Raw genomic sequence first — 17,100 nt, 5'->3', positions numbered from 1 at the left:
AAGCAAAAAATTAGACGGCACCACAAAGTCTTTCATTTTCTTTGTGCTTTTGTGTCTTAGTGGGTAAATTATTAAGATTTCTTAACTGGCAACAACTTTATTTCTTTTGCATTGAAACGATTATTAACAATCTCGCCAGTTACTTCGGCTTTGCTTATGGCGTTGCAAAAACCATGTTCACCGTGTGCATCACCAAAATCGTCGATACCTTTACCATCTACAAAATAAGGTTTCCCATCAATTCTTACGGCGAGCTCACAATCCTTACCCTTCATTTTAAACTGACATTCGCCACAGGCTATTTCTACGGTTTGTTTAGTGATAACTTTTTTAGCTGCAGTCTGGGCATTTGCACTTAGCGTAAATACCATAACCACTAAGGAGAAAAATAAACTTTTCATTATGAGTTTTTTTTCAAATGTAGGTTTTAAGGGGCAAAAGAACTTCAAAACTTTGTAAAATAAACCTGATTGACGGGGAAAGATTTTAAAATTGCAGCAACCGAGAATAATAGGTTATGCTGAGGAACGAAGCATCTGCAACCGATGAAATAGATGCTTCGTTCCTCAGCATAACAGAAGTTACTTTAAAAACTTGTACCAAAAAGCAGGGCTGAAATTGCCTAAGTACTACGGAAATAGCGTTTTCAAAATACTTTTTTTGCCACTGAAACACAGAAGGCACGGAAATTTAAGTTGGTTAAGGAATATAACAAAATGTAAGCTTAAATGAACTTATATTTCTTAGCTGGTAAAATTTATTGGCTAACAAAAAAGGGATATGCAATTTGCACATCCCTTTTGACAACTCATAAATGAGATTGCTTCGCTCCTCGCAATGACGAGGAAGCGATTAGTAACGATATTCGTCTGATTTAAACGGACCTTCAACAGCTACGCCGATATAATCTGCCTGGTGTTGATCTAAAACCTCTAATTCTACACCGATTTTCTCTAAGTGCAAACGGGCAACTTTTTCATCTAAATGCTTAGGCAAAGTGTAAACTTTGTTTTCGTATTTATCTGTATTTGTCCAAAGTTCTAGTTGCGCTAAAGTTTGGTTGGTGAATGAATTACTCATTACAAAACTTGGGTGACCTGTTGCACAACCTAAGTTTACCAAACGACCTTCAGCTAAAACGATGATATCTTTACCATCGATAGTATATTTATCTACCTGAGGTTTGATTTCTACTTTAGTATTGCCAAAAGCACCGTTTAACCAAGCCATATCGATTTCGTTATCGAAGTGACCGATGTTACAAACGATGGCTTTATCTTTTAATGCACGGAAATGTTTCTCGCGAACGATGTCACAGTTACCTGTAGTTGTTACCACGATATCTGCCTCTTTAATTGCAGTATCTAAACGCTTAACTTCATAACCTTCCATTGCTGCCTGTAAAGCACAGATTGGATCGATTTCAGTTACGATAACGCGTACACCTTGCGAGCTTAATGATTCTGCAGAACCTTTACCCACATCGCCATAACCACAAACAACAGCTACTTTACCAGCCATCATCACGTCAGTTGCACGACGAATTGCATCAACTAACGATTCACGACATCCGTATTTGTTATCGAATTTAGATTTAGTTACAGAATCGTTTACGTTAATTGCAGGTAAATGCAACGTTCCGTTTTTCATACGCTCGTATAAACGGTGAACGCCTGTAGTGGTTTCTTCTGATAAACCTTTGATTGCTGCAATTAGCTCAGGATATTTATCAAAAACCATGTTGGTTAAATCGCCACCGTCATCAAGGATCATGTTTAATGGTTGTTGTTCAGGACCGAAGTGTAAAGTTTGCTCGATACACCAGTCGAATTCCTGCTCATTCAGGCCTTTCCAGGCATACACTTGAATACCAGCAGCAGCTATAGCAGCAGCAGCGTGATCTTGAGTTGAAAAAATATTACATGATGACCAGGTAACTTCTGCACCTAAAGCCACTAATGTTTCGATTAATACAGCCGTTTGGATGGTCATGTGCAGACAGCCTGCAATGCGTGCTCCTTTTAACGGTTGCGATGGACCGAATTCTTTACGTAAACTCATTAACCCTGGCATTTCTGCTTCGGCTAATTCGATTTCTTTACGGCCCCATTCTGCCAGTGAAATGTCCTTAACTTTGTAAGGAATGTAAGTTGTCTCTACTGATGACATAATTTCTTGTTTTTAAATGTGACGCAAAGTTACTGCATAGCTTTGTCAAAGACAAATAATTGAGTAAACCATCAGTATGTAAAATGTAAAAACCATTCTAATAATCCCCATTAGTTTTCATGGCTAATTACAGGTCTTTGGTCATTTTGTTCACCACTGTCAATAAAGCTTGATACATACCCTTTTAAATCCATCATTCAGTAAAAATACACATAACCAAACGAATGTGGCATTCGTTCAAATTATTCATTATCAATACAATAATCAAATTAAACAATAAGGATTATTAAATTTGAAGTGTAGAATTTAGAGGTCTATTTGGTTTAAGCAATGAGCAGGTATATGTATCTATACCTGCTTTTTTTAAAGCACGATTACTTATTACAGCATTGAAAACCATGTTCTTAAGATTAATTCCTAATAAAATAATTATTTGATTTTCAGATGATTATTATTTAAATTGGGAATAACCAAATTAAACCATTATGAAAAGTGTAAAACACCTGCTTGATTCGAAACAGGCAAGAATTGTATCTGTAAGGGAGCATACATCAGTTTTAGATGCTTTAAAAGTAATGACCGATAAAAATATCAGTGCGGTCCTGGTAATGGAAAACGAGCAGCTATCGGGGATTTTTACAGAACGCGATTATGCCAGGAAGATCATACTTCAGGGTAAATCATCAAAAGATACTTTAATTAATGAAGTAATGACTTCAAACCCCACTGCAGTTAGCATGTCGGACAGTATTGATAAATGCATGGAGCTAATGACTGAAAAACACTTTCGACATCTACCAGTTGTTGATGGCGGCGTAGTTAAAGGTATGGTTTCAATAGGCGATGTGGTAAAGTTTATTATTGCCGATCAAAAGCAAACGATTTCACACCTGGAAAGTTATATTAGCGGTTAGCGCAGCAATTTAGGCCTTCAGCAATACTTTTTCTTCAGTTTTCGCCGTGCTATTCATTTCTAACTTGCCATTATATTGTGCGCCAAGCTCTATCTCTATTGTTTCGGTTTTAATATCGCCGTTTACTTTCCCTGTATTTTTTATTTCCAGGTTCTTAGTTTTTACGTTACCATTAACTGTTCCATAAATAATAGCCGATTCGGTTTTAACGTCACCTTTTATTTCCCCTTTTTCGCCTAGTATTATACCGCCTTCAATATTTACATTTCCAGTTACTGAACCATCGATTCTGATTACTGCCTTGCCTTTTATTTCGCCTGTTATAGCAAAACCAAGGCCTATGATTGTAGATATTTCTTGCTGATTAAGATCCTGAATGTGCTTGCTTTTCTTGAACATACTATTCTAAAGTTAAAAAGGAACGGGGATTAATTACTTTACCATTTTTATGCACTTCATAATGCAAATGCGGTCCAGTTGAGCCTCCGGTTGAGCCAACCTTACCAATACTATTGCCTGCCATAATCTCATCACCAACTTTTACCAGAATTTTTGATAAATGACCGTAATAAGTTTCAAAACCATTACCATGCTTAATAACAATACAGTTTCCGTATCCGCCGCGGCGTGCCGCGAACACCACCTTGCCATTTGCAGTACTTTTAACCATTGCTCCGTAGCCCGCCTTAATATCCAAGCCTTTATGGCTTTCTACATTTTCTCCGGTAAAAGGATTTTCGCGATGGCCGTAACCTGAAGTAATAGCGCCCGGATAAGGATAGCCCATTGGCGTATAAGCCACATTGTAAGTTATTTTGCTTAAATAATCATCGTAAAAAGCAGTAATTTCCTCATCAGATAAAATCTCATCGCTCTCTTCGCCACCTACATTTTTAGCTATTATGGGTTTTAATCCTCTTGCTTTTAGGTACTTATTAATTGTTAACAGTTTTTTGTCTATCGATTCGTAATGCTTCTTTAACGAAGAGGTGTCGATAACTGCTAATTGTTTTTTATTTTCTGCAAGTGTCTTACTTAATTTACTATTTGCCAGAACCATTGCAGTCTGACTGTGCATTAAAAACACGACACCAGCAATCAACAGTAAGAAAGCGCCCGCGATACCTAAAATAATCTTTTTCCAATGGATAACATAAGAGGTTGGGATTTGAATGGGCTTGCTCGAATTTTGATCTTTACTAACAAAATATTACGGTTGTTCTATTCCGTTTTTTGGGCATGATAATTCACTTTGTTTGTTCGGGATTATATAAATATATAATTTTCAGCCACATAGCGAAACGAAAAGTGAGCGCTTTAACATTTTGATAATATGACGATAAACTATAACTGAATAAACAAAACGAGAATAATTGTTTAATCGTATAAAAAAAACGGCTATCTTTTAAATAGCCGTTTTTAAATATAATGCCTGATGAATTTCAGTTTTAACAATTAACAATACATTAATATTATTTCCAACGCCACTCACCAGCAATTGTTAGTGGTTCTTTTAAGTTTTGCGATTCTAAAAAGGCTTTTAATTCTTCCTCACCTTGTACCCCAACCGGAATTTTAGGTGTATTAGCCAGAGCGTAAGTTAACATGGCACTGTAACGAACCGTATTTTTCAAGCCTTGCTCATCAACTAGCTTAAAGCTATCGCCATCAGAATGGTAATATGGGCCTGAATTATTTGGCAATTTACCACCTGCGCCTCCACCTGTTGGGATACCCTCGAGCATGAAAGGCTGGTGATCGCTGTGTAAACCTGCACCAGCGTTAAATAAGTTCTTGAATCCGGTATCTATTTTCACAATATCAGCTCCCCAGGCGGTAAATAATTCCTTCATCTCAGCTCTTGAAGTCGAAAAACCTTTTGGATCGTTGGTCATATCATAATTCAACATGAATTTAACCTGCCCAATGTTACCAGCTTTTTTAGCTTGTTCTACATAAGCTTTTGAACCCAATAAACCTTGCTCTTCACCCATAAATAACACAAATTCGACCGTACGTTTGGTTTTTAAATTCAACTTCTTGAAAGTACGGGCCATATCCATAACGGCAAAAGATCCTATACCATTATCAATGGCTCCGGTGGCTAAATCCCAGCTATCTAAATGCCCGCCCACAACTATTTTATCTTTCGGCAGTTCAGTTCCTTTAAAAGTTGCCACTACATTTCTAGCCTTAATTAAGCCTGAAAAATTAGTCATGGCAATATGGGCAACCTGAGGCTGGGTTTTTAGCTTTTCCTTTAAAGCCAGGCCATCCTCGAAACCAATGCAAACTGCCGGGATAGGGATTAACTTACCGGTTACGGATGCAGTTCCGGTTAATAAAACACCATCTTTTACCGTATTGATGATAATTACACCGGTAGCGCCATATTTTGTGGCAATAGCGGTTTTCTCTGAGCGATGCAAGGATTTTGTTCCCGCTGGTGAACCTGGTAAAACACCGAGGTAAATCAATGCGATTTTGCCTTTAAACTTTGCAGGGTTTGCCTGATAATCACTTTCCATTCCATTACCCGCATCAACAATATCGCCTGTGATATCTGCACTTACAGGAGAGTGAGCTAAAGTAACAGCCTTCATCTTTGCCAGATTATTCTTATCAGCACCAATCTCTACATTTATGGTTTTCCTTGCCCAGCTTTCCACTTCAAAAGGCTGATACTTTACATCACAACCATAAGATTTTAATAAATCAAACGCATATTGCTCGGCCTTTGCCCCATTTGGAGAACCGGTTAAGCGGTGACCAATAGTTTCAGTTTCATATTTAAGTGTTTGATAAGCTTTGGAATTTTCCTGAACATCAGTATTTATTTTATTAAAAACATCACTAAAGTTATCCTGGGCTTTAATAGTAAAAGAAGCGCAAAGCAATGCAGACGCAAAAAGGTATTTCATGAATTTAGGTTTGGTTGGTGATTTTATTTGCTGAAAATACAAAATATAAAGTAACAGTAATAGCTGTAACGCTTATTTTGCTTTGCATTCCGCAAAAAATGCACCTTTACAGATAACTTAGACCAATAAACACGTAAAACGACTTTAACTCCAGTATGTTTTGCGATAAAAACAATCGAAGTCTATTTATGCGTTACTTTCTTTGGAAAAATTAATGAAGCAACAATGCTGATTACGAGAATACTTAAAATAACAATTAAAGAATGTTCGGTAGTAAAACCCCATTTCTCGAGATAAGAATGTGCCAGCATTTTAACACCAATAAACGTTAATAAAAATGCCAGTCCGGTTTTCAGGTAATGGAATTTATGGATAATATTTACCAATAGAAAGAACATGGAACGAAGTCCCATTATGGCAAAAATATTGGAGAAAAATACAATGTAAGGGTCTTTTGTTACGGCAAAAATCGCAGGTATAGAATCAACAGCAAAAAGCAAATCTGTAAATTCTACAATCAGTAATACCAGAAATAATGGTGTTACCATACGCTTAGCATTAATTTTTACAAAGAATTTTTTACCCTCATATTTTGGGTGAATGGCGAAAACTTTCGAAGCCCATTTTACTACAGGGTGATTTTCCGGATCAATTTTATCATCGCCTTCCTTACTGAAAAACATTCTGATACCGGTAAAAACAAGGAATGCACCGAATACGTATAATATCCAGGCGAACTTTGTAATTAAAGCCGCACCAACAAAAATGAAAATGAAGCGCATTAAAATCGCACCCAATATCCCCCAGAAAAGAACCCGGTGGTAATACTTTTCTTCAACAGCAAAGGCAGAGAATATTAATACAATAACAAATATATTATCAACCGAAAGTGCATATTCAATCACATAGCCGGTTAAAAATTCAAGTCCTAAGTTCTGTTTATAGGTAACTAAACTTTGTTCAAAACTACCGGGCGTAAGCGAAATATGGTGTTGATGGCGGGTTACAATTTCCTTTAGATGGGCAAAATCCTTTATTCCATGCAATTCCTGCCCTTCGGTAATCAGTATAAAATAAAAACCTATGGCAAAAGCAACCATGATTAAACTCATAATGCCCGCCTGCTTTAAGCTAACAACGTGTTCCTTTTTACTAAAAAGACCTAAATCAAGCGCCAGAATAAGCGTAATAAATAAAAGGAAGCCAATGCTAAAAAGTAACTCGTTGCTCATTATTTTTTACGTTCGGTGGTATATAATACGAGTTGTTCTAAGCCAGTTCTCGCTTCTCCAGCTTCAAACTGGTGTAAAATATCAAATGCTTCATTCTGGTACTCCTGCATTTTCTGATTAGCATAGTAAACGCCTTGCTTTTCGTTCACAAAATCAATCACCTGCTGAATTTTTACCGGATCGTCCTGGTGGTTTTTTACAAGGTTAATTATTCTTTTGCGCTCCGCCTTTTCGGCTTTATTCAAAGCATAAATTAGCGGTAAAGTAACTTTCTTCTCTTTTATATCAATCCCTAAAGGCTTGCCAACATCATCCGTTCCAAAATCGAAAGTATCATCCTTTATCTGAAAAGCAATACCCACTTTTTCGCCAAAAAGACGCATTTTTTCAATGGTCTCATCATCCGCACCTGCCGATGCCGCACCTGCCGCACAGCACGATGCAATTAAAGAAGCCGTTTTCTGACGGATTACCTCAAAATATAAATCCTCAGAGATATCCATTTTCCGAACCTTTTCAATCTGTAATAACTCACCTTCGCTCATTTGCTTTACCGCTTCTGATACAATCTGTAACAATCGGTGTTCGTTATTGTTTACTGATAAAAGCAGCCCCTTGGCCAAAAGGTAATCGCCAACCAAAACAGCGATCTTGTTTTTCCATAAAGCATTGATCGAAAAAAAGCCACGACGTTCATAGGCATTATCCACCACATCGTCGTGCACCAGGGTGGCAGTGTGTAAAAGCTCTACCAAAGCTGCTCCACGATGTGTCGATTCTGTGATCCCGCCGCAAAGTTTTGCTGCAAAAAACACAAACATCGGCCGCATTTGCTTCCCTTTCTGTTTAACAATATAGTGGGTAATCCTATCCAGCAATGGTGCATCGCTGTGCATAGACTCTTTAAAGGTTTTTTCAAACGCTTTGATATCAGCTGCTATAGGTTTTTTTATCTGTTCGATTCCCGGCATTAAGTCGAAAAATTTTGAATGCAAACTTAAACTAAATTCCCTTAAAAAGATAATCTATAATCAGGATTTGGAAAAGAACGCTTCTGCAAATACATTTCTGCCGCCCCGCTATACGCTTTACTCATCCCGATAAAAAGAATCGGGATTCGTGCCCGCTTCTATCGGGTTTATAAACAAAGATTTACGCAAAAAAGCCTCCCAATTTCATAAAAATTCTTTTTTATCATGATCTAATTCTACATTTAAGTTACCTTAATTAGCAGTATGAAAAAACGCTATAAAATTTTGCTTGGATTTTCTGCCTTGCTGGTAACTGGTTATTTATTGGGACCTAAACCTAAAAAACCGGTCTATGGTGAAGTGCTACCAAAAGTTCCGGATATTACTGAACTCGATAATTACCTTAAAACAATAGAGGGAGCGCACAAATTAAAACCCGGTAATGAAGCCGAAATTATCTGGGCCGATTCTTCAAAGCGGCAGACTGAATACGCCATTGTTTACCTGCATGGATTTTCTGCTTCGAAAATGGAAGGCAATCCGGTCCATATCAATCTCGCTAAAAAACTGAAAGCAAATCTGTTTCTTCCGCGGCTTGCCGAACATGGTATCGATACCATTTCCCCAATGCAATATTTTACTGCCGACAGACTCTGGGAAACCAGTAAACAGGCGTATGCCATTGGTAAAAAACTCGGCAGAAAGGTGATATTAATCGGAACTTCTACCGGAGGCACCGTTGCCATAAAACTTGCGACAGTTTACCCGGAAATTAACAGCCTGGTTTTAATTTCGCCAAATGTTGCTATTAATGATAAAAATGCCTGGCTGCTAAACGATCCGTGGGGATTGCAAATTGCCAGAAAGGTTGTGGGTGGTGATGAAAGAAAAATTCTGGATCAGCGCAGCGATGAATACAAGAAATACTGGTACACTAATTATCGGCTCGAGTCGCTTGTGGAACTTGAGGAACTGGTAGAAAGCACCATGACAAATACAGTGTTTGAAAAAGTTAAGCAGCCCGTTTTAATGTTGTATTATTATAAGAACGAGTTGGAGCAAGATCCGGTTGTGCGTGTTGATGCCATTCTAAAAATGTTTGATAAACTAGGAACCGCAGCTGCGCTAAAAAAGAAAATTGCTATTCCAAATGGAGGTGGCCACGTTTTAGGTTCCTATATTACATCAAAAGATTTACCGGCAGTTGAAACAACAATTGATAATTTTTTTACCAATACACTAAAAATACCTTTGAAATAATAAATGAAACCTTACATCCTTTCGGCTTTTCTTTTAATCATTTTTTATAATAATTTGCTTGCCCAGAAAAAGGAGGTAACAAAGCCTTTTACACTTGGCGAAGTCAGAACCATTCAATCGTCGGCTTTAAAGGAAACAAGAACTATCAATGTGTATTTGCCGGATGGTTACTCGGCCGATTCGGCGAAGACTTACCCTGTAATTTATCTTCTAGATGGTTCGGCCAATGAAGATTTCATTCATGTTGCAGGCTTAATACAGTTTCTTACCATGATTGAAGCAATGCCTAAATCCATTTTGATTGGTATAGCAAATATTGACAGAAGAAGGGATTTTACCTTTCCTACAAACATTGAACAGGATTTAAAAGATTTTCCGACAACCGGCAAATCCGAAAAGTTTATCGCTTTTGTTGAAACTGAGCTTCAGCCTTTCATTACGAAAAACTATAAAACAAATGCTTCTAAAACAATTATAGGGCAGTCATTGGGCGGCTTAGTGGCCACTGAAATTCTCTTGAAAAAACCAGCGCTATTCAGCACTTATATGATTATCAGTCCGAGTTTATGGTGGAATAATGAATCTCTATTGTCTGAGGTACCGAAATATTTATCTAACACCCTTCCAGGCAACACCCAGGTATTTATAACTGTTGGTTCGGAAGGCAAACAAATGGAAGATGATGCAAAGAAACTTTCCGAAATCCTTGAGCTTAACAAACAACTCAAAATTAACTTATTGCCTTTGCCTGATGAAAATCATTCAACCATTTTACACAATGGATTATACAAAGGCTTCGGGATTTTATACCCGAAGAAAAAGTAAAAACTGATCGCTATTTTATTTAAGAATATTACTAACAATCATTTCCGCATGTACCCTCGAATTTTCGATAAAAAGTTTGTGGGTATCTAATCCTCCACACACTACACCGGCAAGGTATAAACCTTTAACATTCGTTTCCATTGTTTCTTCATTATAAACCGGGCAGAGGCTTTCAGGTAAATCGATGCCAAATTTTTTCAGCATTGAAAAATCAGGTTGATAGCCTGTCATTGCGATTACAAAGTCGTTTGGAATAGTCTTTATACCTTCAGGTGTTTTAATATCCACTTCATTTTCCCTGATCTCCAAAAGCTCAGATTGAAAATGAACTGTTACCGATCCTTCTTTTATCCTGTTTTCGATATCAGGACGGACCCAATATTTAACATGCGGACCGAGCTCATTGCTACGCACTACCATTGTAACATTAGCACCCTTACGATAAGTCTCCAACGCCGCATCTACGCCCGAGTTATTTGCACCCACCACAACAACATTTTGAAAAGCATATAAATGTGGGTCTTTGTAATAGTGTGTAACTTTTGGCAAATCTTCGCCCGGAATATTCATCAGTAATGGTACATCGTAGAAGCCTGTAGCAACAATAACATTTTTAGCTATATAATCTGCTTTCGAAGTATTGATTTCAAAAATATCCTGCTTATTCTTGGTAACCTGTTTAACGCTTTCGAAAAGATTTATGTTTAAACTAAACTTTTCCGCTACGCGACGATAATATTCTACGGCTTCATTGCGGTTAGGTTTGGGGCTAATCGTTACGAAAGGAACTCCTCCGATTTCCAGTTTCTGAGATGTAGAGAAAAAAGTCATGAAAACCGGATAGTTGAAAAGACTGTTTACCAAAGCGCCTTTTTCTACAATTACATAGCTTAACCCGGCTTTTTGCGCTTCTATTGCACAGGCCATGCCAATTGGCCCGGCACCAATAATTAGTATATCGTAGTGATTTTGATTTGTCATTTAGTTTTTATCGTAGTAAGATTGCTTCGTGCCCCGCAATGACGATGACCTTAAGCTTTCATTGCTTTACTGGGGCATGCAAAATCAGTTCTTTTTAATCCTGTATTTTTAATTGCACCATAGCCGCCAGCAATATCGATAACGTTTTCTACACCTCTTGATTTAAGGATGGAGGCCGCAATCATCGAACGGTAACCTCCTGCGCAATGTATATAATAGGTAGCCTTAGGGTTAATTTCAGTTGTCCACTCGTTAATAAAATCAAGCGGGCGGCTTAGCGTAAATTCCAAATGTTCAGATTCATATTCGCCAGGCTTGCGTACATCTAAAGCTGTAATTTCATTTTCAGTCGCTAGCTGCTCAAAGGTTTCAGCTGAAATCGAATCAATTGTATCTATTTCTTTCCCGGCAGCTGTCCATCTTTCAAAGCTGCCATCCAGGTAGCCAATTGTATTATCGTAACCAACACGGGTTAAGCGGGTAATGGTTTCCTGCTCCTTTCCTTCGTCGGTAATTAATAAAATAGGTTGCTCCAGGTCACTAATTAATGCGCCAACCCATGGTGCAAACTGACCGTTTAAACCGATATTTATGGCATTAGGAATAAATCCTTTAGCAAAAACCTGAGGATCTCTGGTATCGAGCATAACTGCACCTGTTTGATTGGCCATTTGCTCAAATTCCTGTGGTGTTAAGGCGTTTAAGCCTTTTTCAAAAACATCATCAATACTTTCTACACCACCTTTATTTATGGCTGCATTTTTTGCAAAATATTGTGGAGGAGGCAAAATACCATCGGTAACCTCAGCAATAAACTGTTCTTTGGTTTGCGCCTTTAATGCGTAGTTTACCGCTTTCTGGTGCCCCAAAGTATCGAAAGTTTCCTTACTCATACTTTTGCCGCAAGCAGAACCAGCTCCATGAGCCGGGTAAACGATTACGTCATCCGATAATGGTTTAATCTTATCATTTAGCGAATCATAAAGCATGCCTGCCAGGTCATCCATCGTTAACTGTCCTTTTTGAGCTAAATCCGGGCGACCAACATCACCGATAAAAAGTGTATCACCACTAAAAATACAGTGATCTTTACCTTTTTCATCCTTTAAAAGATAAGTTGTAGATTCTAATGTATGCCCGGGAGTGTGCAGGGCTGTGATGGTTAGATCGCCGATTTTAAACTGCTCCCCATCTTTGGCAATATGTGATTTAAATGCTGTTTTTGCCGTTGGACCATAAATAATTTCAGCTCCAGATTTCTCTGCTAAATCTACATGTCCTGAAACAAAATCTGCATGAAAATGTGTTTCAAAAATATATTTTATTGTTGCCCCCGCCTTTTCAGCACGTTTTAAATAGGTTGAAACTTCTCTAAGCGGATCGATAATTGCCGCCTCGCCACTACTTTCTATATAATATGCCGCTTCTGCTAAACAACCTGTATATATTTGTTCTATTTTCATGTGTTCCCGTTATTTTTTGCCCGAATAGATTTAGGTTTTTACATAAACACTAAAATAAACAGGACATAACCTCTTTGTAAGCAAAAATAAGGCTATTTACCGATAACCGGAATGACTTACATCATAATTGCAGAAGTTTTACTTTAATTCGTGAGCTCGCCACGCAGCGATTGCTCCATTAACTTTTTGCTTTCTTCAATCGGAAGGCCAAGTCCCATCACAAACATCAGCTTGGTAACCGTGGCTTCAAAAGTTAAATCGAAACCGCTTAAAATACCCATTTGCTGTAGTTCACTACTGGTTTCATATTTACCCAACTGCACTGAACCTTTTTTACACTGAGAAATATCAACGATAATTTTCCCTTCATCAATTGCCTTTTGAAGGGCATTTAAAAACCATTGTGCTGTCGTGGTATTTCCAGAGCCAAAGGCTTCTAAGATTATCGCATCAACTTTCGAATCGGTTATGGCCTGAACGGCCTGTGGGGTAATACCCGGATATAGTTTTAAAACACCAATATTTGAGTTGAAATTTGTACGGAGCATTAAACGCTGATCTGGTGTTTTTAATATATAATTTTTATGGAATTCCAGATGAACACCTGCCTCCGCTAAAAGAGGGTAGTTCGGGGAACGAAATGCCTCGAACTTTTCGATATTATATTTTATTGAACGATTGCCTCTGAATAATTGCGCATCAAAATAAATGCAAACCTCGGGCACCAGTGCCTTTCCGTTTTCTTTAGTAGCGGCAATTTCTAACGCTGTAATCAGGTTTTCCTTTGCATCAGTCCTGATCTCTCCTATTGGTAGTTGCGAACCTGTTAAAACAACCGGCTTACCTAAATTCTCGAGCATAAAGCTCAACGCAGAAGCCGTAAATGCCATCGTATCCGATCCATGAAGAATTACAAAACCTTCATATTGATTATAATTTGTGTAAATAAGTTCAGCCAGGGTTTTCCAGATTTCAGGACTCATATTTGAAGAATCTAAAACCGGATTGAAAGAGTGAACATCCAAATGATAATTTAAACGATTTAATTCGGGAACATTCTCTTTGATTTGTTCGAAATTAAAAGGCACTAACATTCCGTTATCCGGATCGTTTATCATACCGATAGTACCTCCGGTATAAATTATTAGGATTTTATTCATTTGGTTTGGTAAAGGTTGCTCAACGCAAAGAAACTAAAAAATTACAAATGATTATCCATTATTTTTATATTGATAATTTTTAAGTCAGAATGACATTAAATTTTAGCAAATTAATAATAAAAATAATTTATGATTAAATTTTGATTATAAACGTTATTATGACTATTATCAGTAGTACCAATTGAATTTGGCCTGTAAAACATTAATTTCTCGTTTCATTAATCCAAACCACCGAACAACCTTCTGTTAAACTCCAAAAATCTTCTTTGAATTTTCAGTTGTAATATTCGCTACTTCTGCTACAGATACTCCATAAATATCAGCCAGTTTTTGAGCTATGTAAACCAGGTAACTACTCTCATTTGGCTTCCCTCTGAAAGGAACAGGAGCGAGATATGGCGAGTCTGTTTCGAGTACAAGCTTAGCTAAAGGAATTTTACTCAGCACGGTATCCAAACCAGCTTTTTTATAAGTAACCACCCCACCAATGCCCAGATAAAAATTAAGGTCTATTGCCTGTCTGGCTTGTTCTTCGTTACCGGTAAAGCAATGAAAAATCCCACGTAGTTTCTCATCACGCTCACTTTCCAGCACTTCAAAAACCTCGTCAAATGCTTCACGGCAATGAATTACAATTGGCAAGCCCAAAGTTTTTGCCCAGGCAATTTGTTTATGAAATGCATCTTTCTGAATAGCCAATGTTGTTTTATCCCAATATAGATCGATACCGATTTCGCCTATGGCATATATTTTTCTACCAGGTATACTTTCGTATATAGCAGCCAGTTGATCTTCATAACCTTCCTTTACATCGCAGGGATGAAGCCCCGCCATTGCAAAACAATTTTCAGGATATTTATTTACCAGATCATTAATCATAGCGATTGATGCCACATCTACATTTGGCAGAAACAAACGGTTAACATCATTCTCAAAGCAACGCTCCATCAGCTGTGCTTGCTTCACGGCATCTTGCTCATAGTATAAATGAGTGTGGGTATCGGTAAAAATCATAGTGCAAAGTTAAAATTAAAAGGCCGGGAACTAAAGTGAAAAAGCTTTGAAACAACAAAGCCCCGGGATTTAGTCCCGGGGCTTTGCAAATATTTGTATTTTATTATTTCGCCGGTGTTACCGGAGCCGCTGGAGCAGCAGCTGTAACAGGGCTTCCTTTTTTAATTGATTTAATTTCGATATCGAAAACCAATGGTGTAAATGGATTGATTGGACCACCACCATTTTCTCCATAACCCAATTTAGAAGGAATGATGATTTTAATTTTACCGCCAACACCGATTAACTGAACACCTTCGATAAAACCTGGAGCCAATTGATTTAAAACCAATGGACGTGCAGCATATTGTGCCATTGGCGAGTGAATACCCGCTTCTTTAGCAATTTTCTCGTTTGAAGTATCAAAAACATTGATTTTACCATCACCTTTTTTGTTAGTGAACTGGCCAGTGTAATCAACCATAACTGTATCAGTTAAAGCTGCTCTTTCTGCATTACCTGGTGTTTCGATAACATATTGTAAACCTGAAGCAGTTGATTTAACCTCTAATTTATTATCATCAATATATTTTTTGATTTTTCCAGCTTCGTTAGCTTTGTTTTTAGCGATTAAAGCTTTGTATTCTGTTTCAAAAAAAGCTCTTTTTTTAGTTTCAAAAGTAGAATCCGCTTCGTTTGCAGCTTTGTGCAATACTTTTTCGATTTTTACAGTAAAAGTTGCATAGTTGCTTTTTAAACCAGCTGGTTTTGGCTGACCTGAATATTTAGCCATCGAATCTAAATTCAATTTGAAAGATGCACTATCACCTTCACCTAACATTTTCAAAGCCGCAACTAAGTCGCCTTTAAACATCGATTTGCTGATTGGAAAAAATGCAGGGCGTTCGTTATCGTAAGTATTTACTAAAGTCGAATCTGCATTAGTTGCACCTTCAACAGTTTGAATACCGTTTAATTTAACGAAATCACCTTCTTTGATTTTTTCGTTACCTTCATCTTTTAAGATTTTGTATTGCAAATCTCCTTCACCTTTTTTGTAATTGTTACAAGCAGCCAAGCCTAATGATGCTGCAAACAGAATAATTATTCCTTTTTTCATTATTTGTTATTGATTTTTTTCTTTATTGATTGATTTTTCAGATTATACTTTACGCTTTTTATTTATGCAATTAACTGATTTTTATATTCAGGTAATATCGATTTAAACTCTTCAATAACTTCCGTTAATGATTTATCAGAAGCACCTCCGGCAGCGTTTCTATGACCACCACCATTGAAATATTTTTTACAGATCTCATTCGCCGGGAAGTCGCCGGTTGAACGCAAAGATAATTTCACTTTATCTGTTCGTTCGATGATTAAAGCAGCTAAACGAATACCATTTATGGATAATGCATAGTTAACTACCCCCTCCGTATCGCCTGTTGCGCTGTGGAATTTGGCCAGTTCTTCTTTTGTAACCGTAATAATTGCGGTGTTAAACTCATGAAATACTTCCAGCTTATTTGAAAGGCAATAGCCCAGAAAACGTAAACGGTCTTCGCTGGCATTATCGTAAACAAGCTGATGTATTTTCCAATGTTCGGCACCCAAATCGATTAGGTTTGCTGCAATGCGATAAACATTTGAAGTAGCCAAAGGAAAACGAAAAGAAGCAGAATCGGTCATAATACCGGTGTATAAGCACGAAGCCACATCTTTATTTATTCCTTTTTCATCTTCCAACTGATTAACAATAAAATCATAAACCAGTTGAGCCGCAGCGCAAGCATTAATATCCCAGTGGCGATAATCATCAAAATCCTCAGGATCTAGATGATGGTCTATCATTATCTTCTTTGCTGATGCTGCCCTTACCAATTCGCCTAATTCGTTAATCCTGCTCAGTGTATTGAAATCGAGGCAGAAAATTAATGCAGCCTCTTCAACTAGCAAAGCAGCTTTCTCTTGCTCTTCGGTAAAAATTATAACATCAGCATTATTAGGCATCCAATGTAAAAACACAGGATAATCAGTTGGTGTAATCACTTTTACGTGATGGCCTTTTTGAATTAAATAACCATATAAACCCAATGATGAACCCATTGCATCGCCATCAGGTTTATGATGCGTGGTGATTACAATTTTTTGTGGCGTAGCCAGTAAAGATTTTAATTCTGTTAATGTAAGCATATTTTTGCGTTGCAAAGC

General features: G+C 37.5%; 16 protein-coding genes. 3 read left to right on the top strand and 13 right to left on the bottom strand.

Going from position 1 to position 17,100, the window contains the following annotated elements; translation table 11 throughout:
- Positions 1 to 71: 71 nt before the first annotated feature.
- Together R2R71_RS09015 and ahcY are read right to left on the bottom strand one after the other, a co-directional pair.
- A complete protein-coding gene (locus tag R2R71_RS09015) occupies positions 72 to 401 on the bottom strand; it encodes a DUF6370 family protein (RefSeq protein ID WP_316830936.1) in 330 nt (109 codons plus the stop codon).
- Positions 402 to 852: 451 nt separating this feature from the next.
- On the bottom strand, positions 853 to 2,169 hold the full coding sequence (gene ahcY / locus R2R71_RS09010) for an adenosylhomocysteinase (protein ID WP_316830935.1): 1,317 nt from the start codon (positions 2,167 to 2,169) through the stop codon (positions 853 to 855).
- Positions 2,170 to 2,654: 485 nt separating this feature from the next.
- Between ahcY and R2R71_RS09005 the strand changes: the two genes are divergently transcribed.
- Positions 2,655 to 3,083, top strand: a complete 429-nt coding sequence (locus tag R2R71_RS09005; RefSeq protein WP_316830934.1) for a CBS domain-containing protein — start codon at positions 2,655 to 2,657, stop codon at positions 3,081 to 3,083.
- Positions 3,084 to 3,092: 9 nt separating this feature from the next.
- Here the strand turns inward: R2R71_RS09005 and R2R71_RS09000 are convergent, their stop codons facing one another.
- The 5 genes from R2R71_RS09000 to R2R71_RS08980 form a co-directional block, all read right to left on the bottom strand.
- The gene (locus tag R2R71_RS09000) at positions 3,093 to 3,482 is read right to left on the bottom strand and encodes a polymer-forming cytoskeletal protein (RefSeq protein ID WP_316830933.1); all 390 of its coding nucleotides are present in this window, start codon (positions 3,480 to 3,482) and stop codon (positions 3,093 to 3,095) included.
- Between the two features lies 1 nt (position 3,483).
- Entirely contained in the window at positions 3,484 to 4,161 is a 678-nt protein-coding gene (locus tag R2R71_RS08995) for a M23 family metallopeptidase (RefSeq protein ID WP_316830932.1), read from the bottom strand.
- A 394-nt stretch (positions 4,162 to 4,555) separates the two neighbouring features.
- Positions 4,556 to 6,004: a M20/M25/M40 family metallo-hydrolase gene (locus R2R71_RS08990; protein ID WP_316830931.1), complete on the bottom strand. Its 1,449-nt coding sequence runs from the start codon at positions 6,002 to 6,004 to the stop codon at positions 4,556 to 4,558.
- A 182-nt stretch (positions 6,005 to 6,186) separates the two neighbouring features.
- The gene (locus R2R71_RS08985) at positions 6,187 to 7,236 is read right to left on the bottom strand and encodes a TerC family protein (RefSeq protein ID WP_316830930.1); all 1,050 of its coding nucleotides are present in this window, start codon (positions 7,234 to 7,236) and stop codon (positions 6,187 to 6,189) included.
- A complete protein-coding gene (locus R2R71_RS08980; protein WP_316830929.1) occupies positions 7,236 to 8,207 on the bottom strand; it encodes a polyprenyl synthetase family protein in 972 nt (323 codons plus the stop codon). Before R2R71_RS08980 ends, R2R71_RS08985 begins: the two co-directional genes overlap by 1 nt.
- Positions 8,208 to 8,471: 264 nt before the next feature.
- Between R2R71_RS08980 and R2R71_RS08975 the strand changes: the two genes are divergently transcribed.
- Both R2R71_RS08975 and R2R71_RS08970 read left to right on the top strand, forming a co-directional pair.
- Positions 8,472 to 9,467: an alpha/beta hydrolase gene (locus tag R2R71_RS08975; protein WP_316830928.1), complete on the top strand. Its 996-nt coding sequence runs from the start codon at positions 8,472 to 8,474 to the stop codon at positions 9,465 to 9,467.
- Positions 9,468 to 9,470: 3 nt separating this feature from the next.
- Positions 9,471 to 10,292 carry an alpha/beta hydrolase gene (locus R2R71_RS08970; RefSeq protein ID WP_316830927.1) on the top strand — a complete coding sequence of 274 codons (822 nt, stop codon included), beginning with the start codon at positions 9,471 to 9,473 and terminating at the stop codon, positions 10,290 to 10,292.
- Between the two features lie 15 nt (positions 10,293 to 10,307).
- Here the strand turns inward: R2R71_RS08970 and R2R71_RS08965 are convergent, their stop codons facing one another.
- The 6 genes from R2R71_RS08965 to R2R71_RS08940 form a co-directional block, all read right to left on the bottom strand.
- Entirely contained in the window at positions 10,308 to 11,273 is a 966-nt protein-coding gene (locus R2R71_RS08965; protein WP_316830926.1) for a YpdA family putative bacillithiol disulfide reductase, read from the bottom strand.
- Positions 11,274 to 11,323: 50 nt separating this feature from the next.
- Positions 11,324 to 12,736 (bottom strand): MBL fold metallo-hydrolase, encoded by a 1,413-nt coding sequence (locus R2R71_RS08960; protein WP_316830925.1) that lies wholly within the window; start codon positions 12,734 to 12,736, stop codon positions 11,324 to 11,326.
- Between the two features lie 143 nt (positions 12,737 to 12,879).
- Positions 12,880 to 13,896, bottom strand: coding sequence for an asparaginase (locus tag R2R71_RS08955; protein WP_316830924.1), 1,017 nt, complete (start codon positions 13,894 to 13,896; stop codon positions 12,880 to 12,882).
- 246 nt (positions 13,897 to 14,142) lie between these two features.
- Positions 14,143 to 14,910: a TatD family hydrolase gene (locus R2R71_RS08950; RefSeq protein WP_316830923.1), complete on the bottom strand. Its 768-nt coding sequence runs from the start codon at positions 14,908 to 14,910 to the stop codon at positions 14,143 to 14,145.
- Positions 14,911 to 15,013: 103 nt separating this feature from the next.
- Positions 15,014 to 16,009 carry an FKBP-type peptidyl-prolyl cis-trans isomerase gene (locus R2R71_RS08945; protein ID WP_316830922.1) on the bottom strand — a complete coding sequence of 332 codons (996 nt, stop codon included), beginning with the start codon at positions 16,007 to 16,009 and terminating at the stop codon, positions 15,014 to 15,016.
- A gap of 62 nt (positions 16,010 to 16,071) precedes the next feature.
- The gene (locus R2R71_RS08940) at positions 16,072 to 17,082 is read right to left on the bottom strand and encodes a DHH family phosphoesterase (protein WP_316830921.1); all 1,011 of its coding nucleotides are present in this window, start codon (positions 17,080 to 17,082) and stop codon (positions 16,072 to 16,074) included.
- Between the last annotated feature and the right edge of the window lie 18 nt (positions 17,083 to 17,100).

The organism is Pedobacter aquatilis, assembly GCF_032678405.1.
GTDB classification, from domain to species: domain Bacteria; phylum Bacteroidota; class Bacteroidia; order Sphingobacteriales; family Sphingobacteriaceae; genus Pedobacter; species Pedobacter aquatilis_A.
Note: the sequence above shows the minus strand (reverse complement) of the source record. Positions and strands in the feature narration are given on the sequence as shown.